Source organism: Rhodococcus sp. P4_E4, from assembly GCF_056401575.1.
On the sequence record NZ_JBFUJB010000005.1, the window covers coordinates 49,993 to 67,373 of the forward strand.

Here is a 17,381-nt window from a genome sequence, read left to right on the forward strand (position 1 = left end):
TTACCGGGCAACGCTGCAAGGCCAACTAGTATCGATGAGGTGTCTGGTGCCGAACGAACAAACAGGAGTCGCCGCAACCCGCGGCGTCGACCTGCCGTCGGCAACCCCGATAAACCTTTGATGCGAACCGTCCGTGAAACTTCTGCGGGCGGCTTGGTCGTCGACGGCTGGGGCGGACCTCCCGAACGCCTCTGCGCTGCACTGATCGGCCGAACCGACCGCCGCGGACGCCTGCTCTGGTCGCTACCCAAGGGCCATATCGAGCAAGGTGAGACGGCCGAACAGACCGCAATGCGTGAGGTCGAAGAAGAAACCGGTATCCAGGGAACCGTCCTGGCACCGCTGGGCAGCATCGACTACTGGTTCGTGACCGAAGGTCGACGCGTCCACAAGACCGTGCACCACTATCTCCTCCGCTTTCTCGGCGGTGAACTCTCCGACGAGGACATCGAGGTCACCGAAGTCGCCTGGGTGCCGCTGACGGAACTGCACAAGCGACTCGCATACGCCGACGAGCGCAAGCTGGCCGAACTTGCATCGCAGATGATCGCTGAAATGCCGCGACCTGAAATGCACCGACCTGAAATCCCGCGAGTACAGCACCCGAAGGAACCGGACGCCGGATGAGAATGGCTCTGCGGCGGGCCGGTGTGGCCGCTTTGGTGATGGCCGCTGTCGGTTTCGGGCCCGCGACGACGGCCGTCTCCTGGGCCGCTCCGTCCAGCCAGCCCAGTGAGCGCGCCCCGGCGCGAAACACCAACGATGCCAAATTTCTGCAGCTGACCATCGACTCCACCGCACCGACCACCGTGACGACAACCAGCGACCGCAACGTCGTGGTCAAGGGCACGGTGAAGAACGTCGGTGACCGTCCCGTCGAGGACGTCGGAGTGAGGCTGCAACGCGCTCCCGCGATCGACTCCAGTTCGGACGTGCGCGCAGCACTCGATTTCGACCAGGCTGTTTTCGACACGGTCGGCGAATTCGACACCGTTGCCACCACCCTCGACACCGGCCAGTCCAAGCAGTTCACACTCACCTTGCCGCTCCGGAGCACAACCGGGTTGTCTCTCGACATCACCGAACCGGGCGTCTACCCGATGCTCGTCAACGTGAACGGCACCCCGGAATACGGCGGGGCCGCCCGACTCGACGACGCACGCTTCCTGCTCCCAGTGCTCGGTGTGCCGGCCGCGGCCGAATCGAACGCCACATCCGGAACACCCAGTTCGTCGGCGACGGCCGTCGTTCCCCCCGACACGTCCGCCCCGATCGGCGTCACGCTCATGTGGCCGCTCGCCGACGCGCCACGACTCGTCGGCGGAATCCCGGGCGCGGTCAACGAACCCGTGCGCCTGATCGACGACGAACTTGCCACCGAACTTTCCGACGGCGGGCGCCTGGACGCGTTGGTCGATGCGGTGGAGAACGCCACCAAGCCCGAGAGCGATACCGATCGCCGCGTCACGGATGCGCTCTGCCTGGCAATCGACCCCGACCTTCTCATCACCGTCGAGAACATGACTCGCGGATACCTCGTGGCCGACAACTCGTCAGATCCCACCGGACCGTCGCACGAAGGCCGTGGCAGCGACGCCGCCAACCAATGGCTCGGCCGGGTGAAGACCCTCGCCTCCTCGATGTGCACTACGGCGGTTCCGTTCGCCCAGGCCGATCTCGCCGCAGTCACCTCGGTGGCCAATCCGGAGTTGACGGCTACCGCGCTCGCACGCCCGGCAGACATCGTCGACAACATCCTCGGCGTGACGTCACTGCGAGATTTCGTCTGGCCGGATTCGGGTGTCCTCGACTCGGCCACCGCAGTGGTGCTGAGCGTGAATCCCACCACAGCGATGGTGGCTGACACCTCCGTCGACTCGGCAGCCCCGCAACTGTCGTCGCGGATAACCGGCTCACTCGACGCGCTTGCGTTCGACACCTCGGCAGCCGCAGCCTTGGCCGCCACCGGCTCGGAGCCGCAGGTCCCGTCGTACATCCCCGACGACACCGCGCCGACCATCGACATCGAATCGCGCAGCGCCCGGCGCCAGGACGCGCTGGGAGCGATGGCCTGGGCCGCGCTGACGCCGACTTCTCTGCCGCGCAATCAGATCTTCGCGCCGCCGCAACTGTGGACCGCGGACAGCAACGACGCCACCGCCGTGCTCTCGATGCTCGCGACCCTCATTCGCTCCGGTCTCGCCTCACCTCAGGCCCTGCCCGCACTACTCGGCAGACAACCGGGGGCCACTGACGCCGCCACGCTCGACTACCCGGACCGAGCCACCCAGGACGGTCCGCAGACGTCCGTCGTCGAGACCGCAACCACCCAACTTCCGCGTATCGACGGGCTCGAAGCATCGCTCGTGGACGATCCGGCGGCTTCGCTCACCCCCCGAGGATTCACGGCACCGCTCCGCGAAGATCTACTTCGCTCGATGACCTTGGCGGATCGCCGCAACGTCGACTCCGCATCGGTCAATCGGGCGGAGCGCGCTGCGACCATCCGCGCCGACAACGTCACCGAAGCCGTCGACGGGATGTACCGGGCCGTCAGCGTGGTGTCTCCGGGCGGCGTCTACACCCTCGCGTCGGGGCAGAGCCCACTCCTGCTGGTGGCGCGCAACGAGCTGCCCATCGCCATCAACGTCGACCTGCGTGTGGAAGCCCCTCCCGAGATGCAGATCAGTGACATCGGTCCCAAACAGCTGCCGCCGCGAGGTAGCCGACAGTTGACTGTGCCTGCCGAAATGAACGATTCGCGCAAGCTGGAAGTCAACTTCTCGCTGACCACGACAGATGGCCGCCAATTGGGTACGCCGACCAGCGTGACCGTACGGTCGAATGCGTACGGTCGTCCCCTGGCCGCCGTGACGGCGACAGCGGGAGGGTTGCTGCTGTTCCTGGCAGGGCGACGGCTGTGGCATCGATTCAAGGGTCAGCCGGACCCAGCAGATGAAGGGTACGAACGCTCATGACCGGGAATCCACCCGAGGAGGGTCGCCGCTCGGCGATCACCCGCAAGAGTGCCACGACCCGTTCGCATCCTCGGATGCCACCGTGGGAGCGCGGCTACCCGATTCAGCCGGTCAACCCCGACGCACGTTTCGACGACGCACCCACCATGACCATCCCGGTGATCCGCGACTATCCCAGATATCGCGAAGCCGAGATGGAATTCGCCGATCGGCAGGCGACCAAGTCGGACGAGTTCGACACCGACGCGCACGCCCTGGTCGGTGATCGTAAGGAGACGAACTCCCGCCTCCTCGCGGCGACGGGTTCCATCGCGATCGCGACGCTGACGAGCCGCATCACGGGATTCGCCAAGCAGTTGATGATCCTGATGGTCCTCGGCCCGGCCATCGCCAGTTCGTTCACCGTGGCCAGCCAGATCCCGAACATGATCGCGGAGCTCGTCTTGGGCGCCGTTCTGACCGCGATCGTCGTCCCCGTGCTGGTCCGCGCCGAGCGGGAGGACGCCGATCACGGCGAAGCATTTGTCCGACGCCTCTTCACGGCGTCGCTCGTTCTACTGGGAATGGCCGCGCTGCTCGCGACCCTGGCAGCACCCGTACTCACCAAATACGTCTTCCTGTCCGAAGACGGCAAGGTCAGCACCGACCTGACCACGGCGCTGTCGTATCTACTTCTGCCGGCGATCCTGTTCTACGGGCTGTCGGCACTGTTCACAGCGTTTCTGAACACAAGGCAGATCTTCAAGCCCGGAGCCTGGGCTCCCGTACTCAACAACGTCGTCGTCCTCGTGGTGCTCGTGGTCTACCGCCTGACTCCGGGCGAGATCTCGCTTGATCCGGTCTCGATGGGCGACGCCAAGCTGCTCACCCTCGGCATCGGCATCACCATCGGCGTCATCGTGCAGGCAGCCAGCCTGATCCCCGCACTTCGCCGCGAGAAGATCTCGCTCAAGCCGCTGTGGGGTCTCGACGATCGCCTGCGCCAGTTCGGCGGCATGGCCGTCGCCATCGTCTTGTACGTCCTGATCAGCCAGATGGGCATGATCTTCGCGACCAAGATTTCCTCACATGCCGACGAAGCCGGCCCTGCCATCTACAGCCAGGCCTGGTTGCTCCTGCAGCTCCCTTACGGCGTGCTCGGAGTGACGGTTCTGACCGCGATCATGCCGCGCCTGAGCCGCAACGCTGCGGCCGACGACACCCCGGCCGTCGTGGACGACCTGTCGGTGGCAACACGTCTGACCATGATCACGCTGGTTCCGATCATCATGTTCCTGACCTTCATGGGTCCGCAGGTCGGTGAAGCGCTTTACGGTTACGGCCGCTTCGGGCCCGAACAGGCCGAACGTCTCGGCACTGCCGTGAGCTGGTCGGCATTCACGTTGATTCCGTATGCGCTGGTCCTGATCCAACTTCGTGTGTTCTACGCCCGCGAACAAGCCTGGACGCCGACGTGGATCGTTCTCGGCATCACTGCAGTGAAGATCGCTTTCTCGGCGCTCGCTCCGGTCTTCGCCTCCAACAGCGATCAGGTCGTGATCCTGCTCGGTGCGGCCAACGGTCTCGGATACATCACCGGCGCCGTCATCGGCGGATACCTCCTGCACCGCAGCCTCGGAAACCTGCAGATGGCCAACGTGGGCAAGACAGTCTGGTCCGTCGTACTCGCCTCGCTGGCCGGTTCGCTGACCATGCTCGCGGTCGACCGCGTCCTCGGATTCGATCAACTCACCGAGCGTTTCGGCGGACCCGGCTCGATGGTTCGCGTCGCCGTCGGCGGCATCCTGATGCTCGCGATCACCTTCACGATTCTCTACTTCAAGAAGGTTCCGGAAGTTCTGTCGGTAACGGTTGCGGTCTCCCGCAAGATTCGTTCACTGACAGGTCGCGCCGAACCGGACACACGTAACAACACCGACGACGACGTCACCGAGCTGATTCCTGCAATCAGAACGGAATCAAACGAGCAAGAACGACCGGGTGCGCTCCCGTACCCTGGTCATGGGCGTACAGGATCGCAACCCGCGCGTATTCGGGGACGGGCTATCGATGGAGAAGGAGCGAGGGTGAGCGACGACAACGTTTCCGGCAACAAGAGTGCCGGGACTTCTGCCGTGAAAGCGTCCGAACAGAAGTCAACGGCATCGTCGGGCACACCTGCATCCACGAGTTCCTCCGCATCTGCCGGCCAGAAGCCACAGCAGGGTCAGAGGCCACAGCAGCCCGCGCAGCGGCCGGTCCAGAAGCCACAGCAGGGCCAGAAGCCACAGCCGCCGGTGCAGAAGGCCGCACCGCCGGTGCCTCCGGTCAGTGTGTCGAAGACACCTTCGGCTCCCGTGTCGAAGACACCTTCAGCACCTGTGTCGAAGACACCCGCGCCGAAGACGCCTGCTCCGGACAAGAAGGCACCCGAACCTCAGAAGACGGCTGCAGCTCAGACACCGCCGCCCGCTGCGCCTCGCACACCTGCCGCCGGATCCGCAGCACGACCGGCCCAGCGACCGATGCCCCGTGGACCCAAGCTCATCCCGGGCGCATCTGTCGCCGGCGGACGCTACCGTCTGCTCGCGCCGCACGGCGGAACCCGCGGACTGCAGTTCTGGGAAGCTCTCGACGTCAAGCTCGACCGTGAAGTAGCCCTGACGTTCGTCGACGCCGATCAGCGCGGTGACGACGACAGCCAGTCCGGACCGCAGGCGGTTCTCTCGCGCACACTGCGCCTGGGAAGGATCAACTCGCCCGGACTGGCTCGCGTCCTCGACGTCGTCCGCGGAAGTTCGGGTGGCATCGTCGTCGCCGAATGGACTCCCGGTCGCTCGCTGCGTGAGATGGCCGAGACCACGCCGTCACCGATCGGTGCAGCCCGCGCCATCCGTGCCCTGGCGGCCGCTGCCGAAGCTGCTCACCGCACCGGCGGCGCGCTGTCCATCGATCACCCGGACCGCGTTCGCATCAGCATCAACGGTGACGCCGTACTGGCGTTCCCGGCGACACTTGCCGACGCCGATTCCACCAGCGACGTCCGCGGTCTCGGCGCCATGCTGTACTCGCTCATCACGGCGCGCTGGCCGCTCGCCGATCCGTCCGCCGGTCCCGTCGGTGGTTTGCTTCCCGCCGGCCGCGGCGCCGACGGCAACATCGTCGAGCCTCGGGTCGTCCGTCCGGAGGTTCCGTTCGACATCTCGGCCGTGGCAGTTCGAGCGTTGCAGTCGGAGAGTGGAATCCGCACTGCTGCCACCGTGCAGCACATTCTCGATCAGGCGTCCGTCGTCAACGACAAGACGGAAATGATTCCGGCACTTCGTCTCGGCCACCGCGAACAGGGTGCGTCGGGTCATGCACTGAACGACCCCGAAGCCATCGAGGCCGAGAAGAAGAAGTCGACGCGGATGCTCGCGGCACTGACGGCGCTCGGTGTCTTCACCGTGATCGTCCTGATTCTCCTTGTGGTGTGGGTAGCGAGCTTCCTCTCGGGCGGCAGTAACGACACCCCGCTCAGCGAGCAGAGTTTCGGCTTGACCACCGAAGCTACTGCGCCCGAGAACAATTCACCTGCCCCCGCACCGGCGGCCGCAACCGTGCCGGTAGCCGCCTCGGCCGTAACGGTGTTCTCGCCCCAGGGCACGCCGGATCAGCCGGCAACGGCGAAGAACGCCATCGACGGCAATCCGGCCACCGCATGGTCGTCGGACTCGTACTTCCAGCCCTTCCCGTCCCTGAAGAACGGCGTCGGCCTGATGGTGACGCTCGCCGATGCGGCCAACCTGAAAAACATTGCGATCACGTCCGATTCGCCCGGAACCGTCGTTGAAATCCGTTCTGCCCCTTCTGCGAATACTTCGCTGGATCAGACCAAGGAAATCGGATCCGGTGTACTGAAGAACGGTGTGACCGACATTCCGCTCTCGTCGGACGGCTCGGGTCAGTATGTCCTGGTTTGGATTACGCAGCTCAGCACCGAATCCGGACAAAACCAGACATCCATCTCGGAGATTGCATTCACTGCTGCAAAGTGATCGCCCTTGGCCCTTCTGAAACCTACCGACTGGGCTAATATCCGCCCGTGCACAGTTATCGGGGGGGCACCGGGGGCGGAGCCGGAAATTTCGAATCCAGAAGTTTCGAGAACAAGAATCTCGAGCCGACGGATTTCGAATTGTTGACCGCTCATGTCGCGGGCGATCGACACGCGTTCCGTGAACTACTGGTCCGGCATCAGGATCATCTGTGGCACGTTGCCCGGCGTACGAGTTACTCGGACGAGGACGCGGCAGACGCACTCCAGGAGGGTCTGCTCTCCGCGCACCGCAAGGCGGCGAAGTTCCGCGGCGATGCGGCGGTGCGTAGTTGGCTCCACACCATCGTGGTCAATGCCTGCCTTGACCGGATCCGACGCAACAAATCGCGGGCCGCGTTCTCTCTGTCTTCCGAGAATGCGGAGGAACCCCGTGATCACCGCGATTACGCGGCGGGAGTGGACATGAGCCTGACCGTCGAACAAGCGCTGGCATCGCTGCCCCCTGAGCAGCGCGCTGCCGTCGTCGCCGTCGATGTCGAGGGGTATCCGGTGGCCGAGGCCGCCGAGAGGTTGGGCGTGCCCGTAGGGACCGTGAAGAGTCGCTGCGCCCGCGCGCGCAAGCGCCTCGCCGCCCAGTTGGAGGACTTTCGCGAAGGCGGGAACCATTCGTGAACCGGCCGCGTCCTATCTTGTAAGCGTCCACACCGACTGCCGAGGGAGGGTTCATGACAGATCCGTCTGTTCGCGTTCCGTCGCCTCCGTTTTCGGAGGACCTCTTAGCGGATCTTCACGCCGGGGTTCTCGATCCCGAAACCAGTGCAGCTCTGTGGCCGCTGGTACACGCAGACGCCGACGCCCACGCATTTGTCACTACTCTAGACAGCGTCACAGCATCACTCGCGACACTGAACTCGCGCGAGGCCTCTCACGAACGGATTCCGAATTCGCTTGCCGAGCGAATCAATTCGGCACTGGATCTACAGTCCGGTCAGGTCGAGCCGTCAGCAGAGACAACCGTCGTGCCGTTCCGGCGACGCCCACAAGCGTGGGTGCTCGGTGCCGCAGCAGCCGTGTTGGTGGCCTTCGTGATCGTTGTGATCGGAACCCGAGATTCCGAACCTGCCGAAAGCGTTGTCGCTCAACCAAGCATACCGGTGACATCTGCTGTCGACGATCCGGATTCGGCGTCTCTGCTTTCACTCATCGGATCCAAAAACCTTGGACCGCTGGATGATCCGTCCAAGCTTGCCGGCTGCCTGAGCGCCAATGGCATCGACAAGGGCAGGCCTGTGCTCGGTTCGGGTGAGGTTCGCATCGACGGTGCACCGGCGATAGTCCTACTCTTCACAGGATCGCAGCCGCGTCAGATCACTGCACTCACTGTTGGCATCAACTGCAGCGACGGGAATCCGAATACGTTGTCGGTCAAGAACATCGGCTGACGTCGACGGTCAGCGCGGTGTTGCCGCGGGTAGCAGGAGCTCGAGAATCCTCCCACGCAATGCATCCGTATCGTCCTCGACCGCTATCAGACTCGAAAACATCGCTGCCCCGGCCGCCAATACCAGCACGGCCTTGGCATCGAGCCGTGCCGATTCGGGATCTTCGGCATTCTGAAGGAAGAGTTGCGTGCTCGGCCCACTGAAACCGCGCCACAATTCGTTGCGTAGGTCGTCATGGTCGCGCAGCGCAGCCAGCAGTCCCGGCGACGCAGCACGAACCTCGGGCCGCGAGAAGAGCTGAGCACTTCCCTCCACCACCCATCGGATCCAGCCGTCGCGATCGGTGCCCTCGAACGGTGTCAGGTCAGGTGTTGCACCCAGGATCGATCCGAGAACTAGATGTGCCTTCGACGGCCATCGTCGTGACATCGAGGCTCGGCTGACCCCTGCCCGTGCCGCGATCGCCCGGAGGCTGAGTTGCTCCCATCCGACCTCGAGCAGCATCGCTCGGGTGACCTCGAGGACTGTGTCGTCGATGCGTGGGTCTCGTGGGCGACCTGATCCTGTGGCGTTCATCGTGTCGAATTGTCGGACAGATTGGGAGTAGGCGCTATATCGTCGTAGTTACGAGTCCACTGGCATCGTAAAGATCAGGCCGTCGCAGGAAGTTGAAAATGACCACAGCGCCCACACCGTCGATATTCGAACCCGCACGTCTCGGCCCTCTGACCTTGCGCAACCGCATCGTCAAAGCTGCAACGTTCGAGGGCGTCATGCCCCGGGGAGCGGTCTCGGACGATCTGATCAACTTCCACGCCGAAGTCGCCCGGGGCGGGGCCGCAATGACCACCGTCGCCTACTGCGCCGTCTCACCAGGTGGACGAGTCCACCGCGACACCCTTGTCATGGACGAGCGCGCACTGCCGGGACTACGCAGACTGACCGACGCCGTCCACTCAGAAGGCGCGCTTGCCGCGGCGCAGATCGGCCACGCGGGACTGGTTGCCAACACGCTTTCCAACAAGACGAAGACCCTGGCGCCGTCGACCCGGCTGAGTCCGCCCGCAATGGGCCTCGTCAAAGGCGCGACACTTGCCGAACTCGACGGTGTTGTCTCCGACTTCGAACGGGCCGCCCGCGTCGCAGTGGACGCAGGATTCGACGCCATCGAGGTCCATCTCGGTCACAACTATCTACTCAGTTCGTTCATGAGCCCCAATCTGAACAAACGCCACGACCGATACGGTGGCAGCGTCGCCAAGCGCGCCGAGTATCCGCGTCGAGTCATCGAAGCGGTGCGAGTGGCCGCTGGATCCAGCGTGGCGGTCACCGCGAAATTCAACATGTCCGATGGGGTGCCGAAAGGTCTGTGGCTCGACCAGAGCCTGCCGATAGCCCAGATTCTCGAAGCCGACGGCCACCTGGACGCGATGCAATTGACCGGTGGCAGTTCACTTCTCAACGGAATGTACTTCTTCCGCGGCGAGGTCCCACTGGCTGAGTTTGTCGCCTCCCAACCCAAACTCGTCGGGTACGGGCTGAAGTTCTACGGTCCCAAAATCTTTCCGACGTACCCGTTCGAGGAGGGTTTCTTCCTGCCCTTCGCCCGTCAGTTCCGACAGGCGCTGAGGATGCCACTGATCCTGCTCGGCGGCATCAACCGCGTCGACACCATCGAGCACGCACTGGATGAAGGATTCGAGTTCGTCGCCATGGCGCGCGCACTGCTCAGGGACCCACAACTGGTCAACAAATTTCAGGCCGAGAGCGTCGACGAGGGTCTGTGTATCCACTGCAACAAGTGCATGCCCACCATCTACACCGGCACGCGCTGTGTGGTTCGGGACGCGCTGGTGGTTCGGGAGGCACCGCGCCCCGCCCAGTGAGTCCCGCGCTGTGAGCTGCCGGCTGTGAGCCACTTTCCAGCGGAGTGCGGGAACAACACCCCTTATCCTGGTGTTGATCGGTACGGCTCTCCAAGAAGCGGAGGGTCTGCACTCACTATTGGAAGGCTCGCATGACCACCCAGCTGGAAACCACGCCCGCGGTCCATGACGTCATCATTGTCGGTTCCGGACCGGCCGGCTACACCGCTGGTGTCTACACCGCGCGCGCTGAGCTCCAGCCCCTGCTCTTCGAGGGAACCCAGTTCGGTGGCGCCCTCATGACCACCACCGAGGTCGAGAACTTCCCCGGATTCCGCGAAGGAATCATGGGCCCCGATCTGATGGAACAGATGCGCGAGCAGGCACTGCGCTTCGACACCGACATCCGCACCGAGGACGTCGAGGAGATCGATCTCAGCGGCCCGATCAAGACGGTCGTCGCGAACGGCGAAACCTACGCCGCGCACGCGATCATCCTCGCCATGGGCGCAGCAGCCCGCTACCTGGGCATTCCCGGTGAAGAACGCCTCCTCGGCCGTGGCGTCAGCGCCTGCGCCACCTGCGACGGCTTCTTCTTCCGTGACCAGGACATCGTCGTGGTCGGCGGCGGCGACTCCGCGATGGAAGAAGCAACCTTCCTCACCCGCTTCGCTCGCTCGGTCACCCTGGTGCACCGCCGCGAGGAGTTCCGCGCCTCACGGATCATGCTCGAGCGCGCCAAGGCCAACGAGAAGATCCGCTTCCTGACCAATGCCGAGCCCGTCGAGGTGCTCGGTGAGAACAGCGTCACCGGCCTCGTCGTGCGCGACACCGTCACCGGTGAAACTTCCACACTCGAGATCACCGGCATGTTCGTCGCCATCGGCCACGACCCGCGCAGTGAACTCGTCAAGGGCCAGGTCGATCTCGACGACGCCGGATACGTGCGCGTCGCTCCCGGTTCCACCGCGACCTCCGTCGACGGCGTCTTCGCTGCCGGTGACCTGGTCGATCACACGTACCGTCAGGCGATCACCGCTGCCGGCACCGGATGCTCCGCAGCAATCGACGCCGAACGCTGGCTGGCCGACCGCGGCGACATCACCGCCAACACGCTCGACGCAGCCGGCCACACGGTCGACGTCGTCGGCGCTCCCTGATTCACCAAGCTGTCGTACCCAACCCTCGAGGAGTAACAGTGTCGAATACCGTCACCATCACCGACGATTCCTTCAAGCAGGACGTCCTGGGCAGCGACAAGCCCGTTCTGGTCGATTTCTGGGCAACCTGGTGCGGCCCGTGCAAGATGGTCGCCCCGGTCCTCGAGGAGATCGCCGGCGAGAACAGCGAGAAGCTGACCGTCGCCAAGCTCGACATCGATGCCAACCCCGCGGCCGCGCGCGATTTCCAGGTCATGTCGATCCCGACGATGATCCTGTTCAAGGACGGCAAGCCGATCAAGACGATCGTCGGCGCCAAGGGCAAGGCCGCGCTGCTCAAGGACCTCGCAGACGTTCTCTGACGGCTGGGTGAGCATCGTGGATTCTCGCAATCCACAGAATTTCTGAGATAATCGATCGATGTGCCTGATCGGGTCTACGACCAGGCACATCGATCGAATTCGTTAACCGATCCGAGAGGCTTTCACGCATGCACAGACTCCGACACGGCGATCACGGCCCGGCCGTCGCCGAGATTCGGGGCACATTGACGAAGCTGGGATACCTCCATCACGGAACTTCCGGCATTCGACGTGAAAGCGCCGACGGTGCCCACTGGGTTGCACCCGACGCCATCTTCGATCATCAACTCGACAGCGCCGTTCGTGCCTTCCAGCAGCAGCGTGGGCTTCTTGTCGACGGCATTGTGGGCCCGGCGACCTATCGGTCACTTCGTGAGGCCTCGTACCGCCTGGGTGCCCGTACGTTGATCTACCAGTTGTCCGCGCCGCTGTACGGCGACGACGTCGCAGCGCTGCAGGCAAAACTGCAAGATCTGGGCTTCTACGCAGGCCGGGTCGACGGTTTCTTCGGTCCGCAAACCCACGAATCTCTCTCGTCTTTCCAGCGTGAAATCGGGATCGCCGCCGACGGTATCTGCGGCCCGCAGACACTCCGTTCGCTGGAACTTCTGGGAACCCGCGTCACCGGTGGTTCCCCACATGCGATCAGCGAAGAGGAACTGGTGCGGCGCAAGGGCCCGCAACTGGGCGGTAAGCGCATCGTCATCGATCCCGGCCTCGGCGGGCCGTCGACGGGCAACATCGTCAACGGCATCTCCGAAGCTGACATCCTCTGGGATCTGGCCATGCGACTCGAGGGGCGGATGGCCGCAACCGGGATGGAAACTTTCCTCTCCCGCCCGCACAACGCCGATCCCACCGAGGCCGAGCGCGCACTGACATCCAATGCGTTCGACGCGGATCTGATGATCTCCCTGCGTTGCGACAGCAACTCGAGCCCGTCGGCAAACGGCGTCGCGAGCTTCCACTTCGGAAATTCGCACGGTTCGGTCTCGATGATCGGGCAGGTGTTGACCGGTTTCGTTCAGCGCGAGATCGTTGCGCGAACTCCGTTGCGGGACTGCAGAACTCACGGTCGGACGTGGGAGTTGTTGCGCCTCACCAACATGCCGACGGTGCAGATCGATCTCGGCTACCTGTCCAACGCGTCCGACGTTGCGGTACTGACGAATCCGCGGATGCGGGACACCATTGCCGAAGCCATCTTGATCTCGGTCAAGCGGCTGTACCTGCTGGGTCAAGACGATCAGCCGACCGGCACCTTCACCTTCGCCGAGCTTCTCGCTGAAGAACTTTCGGTAGCCGACCGCATTTCGTAGGTCCTGCGGTCGGCACCTGCTCACACTCTGGCGAGCTCGCTGATCTCCACCATTTCGAGAGCTGCGGCCTTCAGTAGACGGTCGAGGGCTTCTTCGACGTCGACTTTCCATTCGTGATCTCGATTGAGTTCGAGACGAAGCCGCGGATAGCGATGGTGCGGTGCCACGACCTCGAAACCGTAGTCCTCGAGGAACTCGGCACTGATCATGCATTCTGCGGGTGAACATTCCAGAGCGGCCGTTGCGCTGGCCACGTCGGAAGCAGGTCCCAAGTCGTCGCTACGGATACCGAATGCCTCGAGCGCACGAACTCCGCGTCGAACCAGATCTGTCACGACAGCGGCCATCAGGCTTGGTCCTAGTTCTTCCTCTATGCCCGAGGGCTCGAGGCGAAGGCTTGTCAGAAGCACTGCGTCCGAGCTGACCGGGCTGGTCGGAAACAGTTGCGCGCGCGGGATCATGCGGGGAGGGGCGTACAACGCACTTCCGAGCGGCTTTCCGTCGCGGACGGCGACCTGTCCGCACGAACCCCACTCGAGCATGACCATCGACAGCCAGGCTTCCTTCTCGAATTCCTGATCGCAGAATCCTCGGGCGTCGTGAAGCGCGCCCGGGTCCATCTCCCAGAACACGCATCGACGCGCATGGGCRGAAAGCTGATCGAGGCTGTCGAGCGTGAGAGAGGTGATGACGTGAGTCGACACTGACTAACTCACTCTCCGTAGGTCCCCGAAGCGGTTTTGATGTTCGCCCGCCGCTTTTTTCTTCTCCAGGATAGGCCAGCTGTACCGAGTCGGCAGTGGCGCGAGAGTTGATCGCTCTAATGTATTGCTGTTCAACATCTTTCGTCCCGGTTCAAGATTTCGAGAAGCTCGGACCACCTAAATTCGTCACAGTGACGAAAATAGGTGGTGTGCCCGGTCATCGTAATTACGTCACCAAACGGGCATCCGAGTTCACTACGTCGATTTCTGCGCTTCCATCATTCCGACGATGCGTTGTAGGTCGTCGACCGAGCCGAATTCGACCACAATCTTTCCCTTCCGCTTGCCCAGACTGACAGTCACCCGGGTGTCGAACGAGTCCGACAACCGCTCGGCTACATCCTGCAGACCCGGCATCACGATGGGCTTGCGCTTCTGCGGGGGAGCGATCTCGTTGTCCGCCCGGTTGGCAAGAGTGACGGCTTCCTCCGTCGCGCGAACCGACATTCCTTCGGCGACGATGCGTGCCGCCATGACTTCCTGAGCGTCGGCACCCGCCTCGAGGGACAGCAGTGCGCGAGCATGGCCGGCCGAAAGTACTCCAGCCGCAACGCGGCGCTGAACCGCCACCGGCAGCTTCAGCAGACGAATCATGTTGGTCACGACGGGACGCGAACGTCCGATCCGATTGGCCAATTCTTCGTGGGTTACTTCGAACTCCTCGAGCAACTGCTGATACGCCGCTGCCTCCTCGAGGGGGTTCAACTGCACTCGATGGATGTTCTCGAGGAGCGCGTCGCGCAACATCGAGTCGTCATCGGTTTCACGAATGATCGCCGGAATCTTCTCCAGCCCGGCTTCCTGGCTCGCGCGCCAGCGACGCTCACCCATGACAAGTTGGTACTTGTCACCGTGACGACGGACCACGATCGGCTGCATCAAACCGAATTCACGGATCGAGTGAACCAACTCCGCGAGTGCTTCCTCGTCGAAAACGCTGCGGGGCTGCTTCGGGTTCGTCTCGATCAGGCTCGGTTCGATCTCGAGATAGACCGCGCCGGTCGGCTCGAGTTCGGTCTCCGGCTCAGCTTCCACCGGAGCCTTCGCCGCCGTCGCCTTGGTGGCTTTCGGCGTTTTCGGAGCTGCCTTAGTCGGTGGGGGAGGGGAGGGGTTGCGCTTGTCGACGCCGATTACGACGTCCGCTGCAGCCGATCCCAAACCCGGTGCCGTGGCCGGCCCAGTGGGGATGAGAGCAGCCAAGCCGCGGCCCAATCCACCTTTGCGTGCTTGACTCATCTCACTGCTCCTGGGTCGTCGTGGTGGCAGAGCGGGCGGCAAGTTCGCGTCCGGCGTCGAGGTAACTCATGGCGCCGCGTGAACCGGGGTCGTAATCGAGAACTGTCATTCCGTATCCGGGAGCCTCGGAAACCTTCACACTGCGGGGAATCACAGCGCGCAGTACGGCCTCGCCGAAGTGCTTGCGTACTTCTTCGGCGACCTGGTCGGCCAGCTTGGTGCGCCCGTCGTACATCGTCAGAAGGACCGTGGAGACATGCAGATCCGGGTTCAGATGAGCCTGGACGAGTTCGATGTTGCGGAGCAACTGACCGACCCCCTCGAGGGCGTAGTACTCGCACTGGATCGGGATCAGGACTTCCTTGGCAGCGACCATCGCGTTGACGGTCAGCAGCCCCAGCGAGGGCGGGCAGTCGATGAGGACGAAGTCGACGTCGAGCTCTGCGAGCACCTTGTCGTTGAGCGCGCCTTTGAGTCGATTCTCGCGGGCAACCATGGAGACCAATTCGATCTCGGCGCCCGCCAGATCGATCGTTGCCGGGATGCAGAGAAGGCGCTCACTGTGCGGGCTGGTCTGGATCGCCTCCGGGGCCTTCACTTCGCCTATGAGCAACTCGTAACTGGAGGGGGTGCCCGAGGTATGGACGACGCCCAGAGCCGTGCTGGCGTTGCCCTGAGGGTCCAAATCGACCACGAGGACAGTGAGCCCTTGAAGAGCGAGCGCCGACGCAAGGTTCACCGTGGTCGTCGTCTTACCGACGCCGCCCTTCTGGTTCGCGATGGTGATCACGCGGCGGAACGCCGGCTTCGGCAGCGTCACCGAATGGGGGTGAAGCACCTGGCTCGCTCGATGCGCGGCCGCCCCGATGGGAGTCTCCTCCGAGGAGATCGCCGCGTAGGGGGCGGTGAAATTGTCGTCGTCGTCGTTGACGATCTGATCCGCACCCGCGCCCGTGTGCTGCTTCGGTGTTTCACGTGAAACGGCGGATTCAGATCGACCCGACATTGACTGCTCCTTCGATTGGGAATCGATCACTAGGTGCTCTCATCATCTGTACATTGCTCTCGATTGCATGCGTGTAAATCATCAACGCTGGCGACGCTTCGGGAGACGTTCGGCCTTCACCACCACGGTGGGGGTGCGGAGAATCTTGGCTCCACATTCGAGTATTTCCAACTTACCTGCGCCCAATTTGGTGAGCGCCGTACGGTCCCGCTCGATCTCCTCGGCGGCGCTCGAACCTTTGAGTGCCAACATCCGGCCGTGCTCGTGAATGAGTGGGAGGGACCAACGTGCGAGCTTCTCCAGAGGCGCCACGGCCCGCGAAGTGACCACGTCCGCACCGCCCGCTTCCTTCACAACACCCGATTCCTCGGCTCGCCCTCGGACAACCAATACGTCCAATCCGTTGGACTCGATGAACTCCGCGAGGTACACAGAGCGTCGAAGCAACGGTTCGACGAGAGTCACCTTCAAGTCCGGGCGGGCGATCGCGAGAGGGATTCCGGGTAGGCCGGCACCGCTTCCTACGTCCACAACCGACTCACCTTCGGCGATCAGTTCACCGATCACTGCGCAATTGAGAAGGTGACGCTCCCACAGTCGGGGAACCTCACGGGGACCAATGAGCCCGCGCTCGACACCATCCGTTGCCAGGGATTGGTAGTACCGTTCCGCGATCTCATATCTGTCACCGAACACTGCGCGCGCAGTCTCTTGTTCGTCCCAGTCAACCGACGCCGCACCATTCTGTTCCACGTGAAACATCCTCCCGCGTAAACCGCGAAATCAACAATCAAGACCGAAATCATTATCCGCTCTGGAGCCGACATGTGTTCGCTTCTGCACACCGACTCGCTGTGAGTCTGCCGACTCGTTCATTCTTTGGGAAGTATTCCGCCCAAAATTCAAGTGGGGGAGGGGAGGGGTTCACGTTCCACGTGAAACATTGCGCTGATAATTCGCCGAAATCTGACCCGTTTCACGTGAAACATAGCCGGAAGGTCGCATGGAGATAGTAGGTCGATTTTCAATATCATCACAGTGACGAAACTGCCGTAGGTAGTTACATGGATGGAATTCGGGCCCAAAATGGGCAATTTTTTACGAAAAGTGGTTGTAGAGAATTGCCGCCGTCGGACAGCCGAACGGACTCTGTCAGTCTGACGCAATCTGTTGTTAGACGCGGATGAGCTTCGAGTCCAAGTCCCGGACAGCATCGGTATCTCATCGCCGG

14 protein-coding genes are annotated in these 17,381 nt (G+C 63.1%); 9 read left to right on the top strand and 5 right to left on the bottom strand.

Annotated elements, in window-relative coordinates; translation table 11 throughout:
- Positions 1 to 39: 39 nt before the first annotated feature.
- The 5 genes from AC1DVN_RS07590 to AC1DVN_RS07610 are packed head-to-tail and all read left to right on the top strand — an operon-like array spanning position 40 to position 8,438.
- On the top strand, positions 40 to 627 hold the full coding sequence (locus AC1DVN_RS07590) for an NUDIX hydrolase (RefSeq protein WP_019746192.1): 588 nt from the start codon (positions 40 to 42) through the stop codon (positions 625 to 627).
- Positions 624 to 2,978 (top strand): DUF6049 family protein, encoded by a 2,355-nt coding sequence (locus AC1DVN_RS07595; protein WP_021332610.1) that lies wholly within the window; start codon positions 624 to 626, stop codon positions 2,976 to 2,978. The genes AC1DVN_RS07590 and AC1DVN_RS07595 overlap by 4 nt, the downstream gene beginning before the upstream one ends.
- The gene (locus AC1DVN_RS07600) at positions 2,975 to 6,994 is read left to right on the top strand and encodes a lipid II flippase MurJ (RefSeq protein WP_097386592.1); all 4,020 of its coding nucleotides are present in this window, start codon (positions 2,975 to 2,977) and stop codon (positions 6,992 to 6,994) included. Before AC1DVN_RS07595 ends, AC1DVN_RS07600 begins: the two co-directional genes overlap by 4 nt.
- A 47-nt stretch (positions 6,995 to 7,041) precedes the next feature.
- Positions 7,042 to 7,668, top strand: a complete 627-nt coding sequence (gene sigM, locus AC1DVN_RS07605) for an RNA polymerase sigma factor SigM (RefSeq protein WP_019746195.1) — start codon at positions 7,042 to 7,044, stop codon at positions 7,666 to 7,668.
- Positions 7,669 to 7,721: 53 nt separating this feature from the next.
- A complete protein-coding gene (locus tag AC1DVN_RS07610; RefSeq protein ID WP_019746196.1) occupies positions 7,722 to 8,438 on the top strand; it encodes a hypothetical protein in 717 nt (238 codons plus the stop codon).
- A 9-nt stretch (positions 8,439 to 8,447) separates the two neighbouring features.
- Here the strand turns inward: AC1DVN_RS07610 and AC1DVN_RS07615 are convergent, their stop codons facing one another.
- Positions 8,448 to 9,014, bottom strand: a complete 567-nt coding sequence (locus tag AC1DVN_RS07615) for a helix-turn-helix domain-containing protein (RefSeq protein ID WP_019746197.1) — start codon at positions 9,012 to 9,014, stop codon at positions 8,448 to 8,450.
- 98 nt (positions 9,015 to 9,112) lie between these two features.
- Between AC1DVN_RS07615 and nox the strand changes: the two genes are divergently transcribed.
- The 4 genes from nox to AC1DVN_RS07635 all read left to right on the top strand — a co-directional run bounded on the left by nox (position 9,113) and on the right by AC1DVN_RS07635 (position 13,144).
- Complete coding sequence (gene nox / locus AC1DVN_RS07620; protein ID WP_019746198.1) at positions 9,113 to 10,324, top strand: 4,4'-dithiodibutanoate disulfide reductase; 1,212 nt, start codon at positions 9,113 to 9,115, stop codon at positions 10,322 to 10,324.
- Between the two features lie 131 nt (positions 10,325 to 10,455).
- Positions 10,456 to 11,463, top strand: coding sequence for a thioredoxin-disulfide reductase (gene trxB / locus AC1DVN_RS07625; RefSeq protein WP_019746199.1), 1,008 nt, complete (start codon positions 10,456 to 10,458; stop codon positions 11,461 to 11,463).
- 38 nt (positions 11,464 to 11,501) lie between these two features.
- Positions 11,502 to 11,825, top strand: coding sequence for a thioredoxin (gene trxA / locus AC1DVN_RS07630; RefSeq protein WP_003942530.1), 324 nt, complete (start codon positions 11,502 to 11,504; stop codon positions 11,823 to 11,825).
- Positions 11,826 to 11,953: 128 nt separating this feature from the next.
- Positions 11,954 to 13,144, top strand: coding sequence for an N-acetylmuramoyl-L-alanine amidase (locus tag AC1DVN_RS07635; protein WP_020909860.1), 1,191 nt, complete (start codon positions 11,954 to 11,956; stop codon positions 13,142 to 13,144).
- A gap of 20 nt (positions 13,145 to 13,164) precedes the next feature.
- Here the strand turns inward: AC1DVN_RS07635 and AC1DVN_RS07640 are convergent, their stop codons facing one another.
- The 4 genes from AC1DVN_RS07640 to rsmG all read right to left on the bottom strand — a co-directional run bounded on the left by AC1DVN_RS07640 (position 13,165) and on the right by rsmG (position 16,912).
- Entirely contained in the window at positions 13,165 to 13,848 is a 684-nt protein-coding gene (locus tag AC1DVN_RS07640) for a hypothetical protein (RefSeq protein ID WP_019746201.1), read from the bottom strand.
- Between the two features lie 255 nt (positions 13,849 to 14,103).
- Positions 14,104 to 15,144, bottom strand: coding sequence for a ParB/RepB/Spo0J family partition protein (locus AC1DVN_RS07645; RefSeq protein WP_019746202.1), 1,041 nt, complete (start codon positions 15,142 to 15,144; stop codon positions 14,104 to 14,106).
- A 1-nt stretch (position 15,145) separates the two neighbouring features.
- On the bottom strand, positions 15,146 to 16,150 hold the full coding sequence (locus AC1DVN_RS07650; RefSeq protein ID WP_020909862.1) for a ParA family protein: 1,005 nt from the start codon (positions 16,148 to 16,150) through the stop codon (positions 15,146 to 15,148).
- 81 nt (positions 16,151 to 16,231) lie between these two features.
- Positions 16,232 to 16,912 carry a 16S rRNA (guanine(527)-N(7))-methyltransferase RsmG gene (gene rsmG, locus AC1DVN_RS07655; RefSeq protein WP_019746204.1) on the bottom strand — a complete coding sequence of 227 codons (681 nt, stop codon included), beginning with the start codon at positions 16,910 to 16,912 and terminating at the stop codon, positions 16,232 to 16,234.
- Positions 16,913 to 17,381 lie beyond the last annotated feature (469 nt).

Bases quoted from the DNA above. Each gene is read 5' to 3' on its own strand.
- AC1DVN_RS07595 (WP_021332610.1), top strand. From the start codon at position 624: ATGAGAATGGCTCTGCGGCGGGCCGGTGTGGCCGCTTTGGTGATGGCC.
- AC1DVN_RS07600 (WP_097386592.1), top strand. From the start codon at position 2,975: ATGACCGGGAATCCACCCGAGGAGGGTCGCCGCTCGGCGATCACCCGC.
- AC1DVN_RS07610 (WP_019746196.1), top strand. From the start codon at position 7,722: ATGACAGATCCGTCTGTTCGCGTTCCGTCGCCTCCGTTTTCGGAGGAC.
- AC1DVN_RS07615 (WP_019746197.1), bottom strand. From the start codon at position 9,014: ATGAACGCCACAGGATCAGGTCGCCCACGAGACCCACGCATCGACGAC.
- nox (WP_019746198.1), top strand. From the start codon at position 9,113: ATGACCACAGCGCCCACACCGTCGATATTCGAACCCGCACGTCTCGGC.
- trxB (WP_019746199.1), top strand. From the start codon at position 10,456: ATGACCACCCAGCTGGAAACCACGCCCGCGGTCCATGACGTCATCATT.
- AC1DVN_RS07635 (WP_020909860.1), top strand. From the start codon at position 11,954: ATGCACAGACTCCGACACGGCGATCACGGCCCGGCCGTCGCCGAGATT.
- AC1DVN_RS07645 (WP_019746202.1), bottom strand. From the start codon at position 15,144: ATGAGTCAAGCACGCAAAGGTGGATTGGGCCGCGGCTTGGCTGCTCTC.
- AC1DVN_RS07650 (WP_020909862.1), bottom strand. From the start codon at position 16,150: ATGTCGGGTCGATCTGAATCCGCCGTTTCACGTGAAACACCGAAGCAG.
- rsmG (WP_019746204.1), bottom strand. From the start codon at position 16,912: ATGTTTCACGTGGAACAGAATGGTGCGGCGTCGGTTGACTGGGACGAA.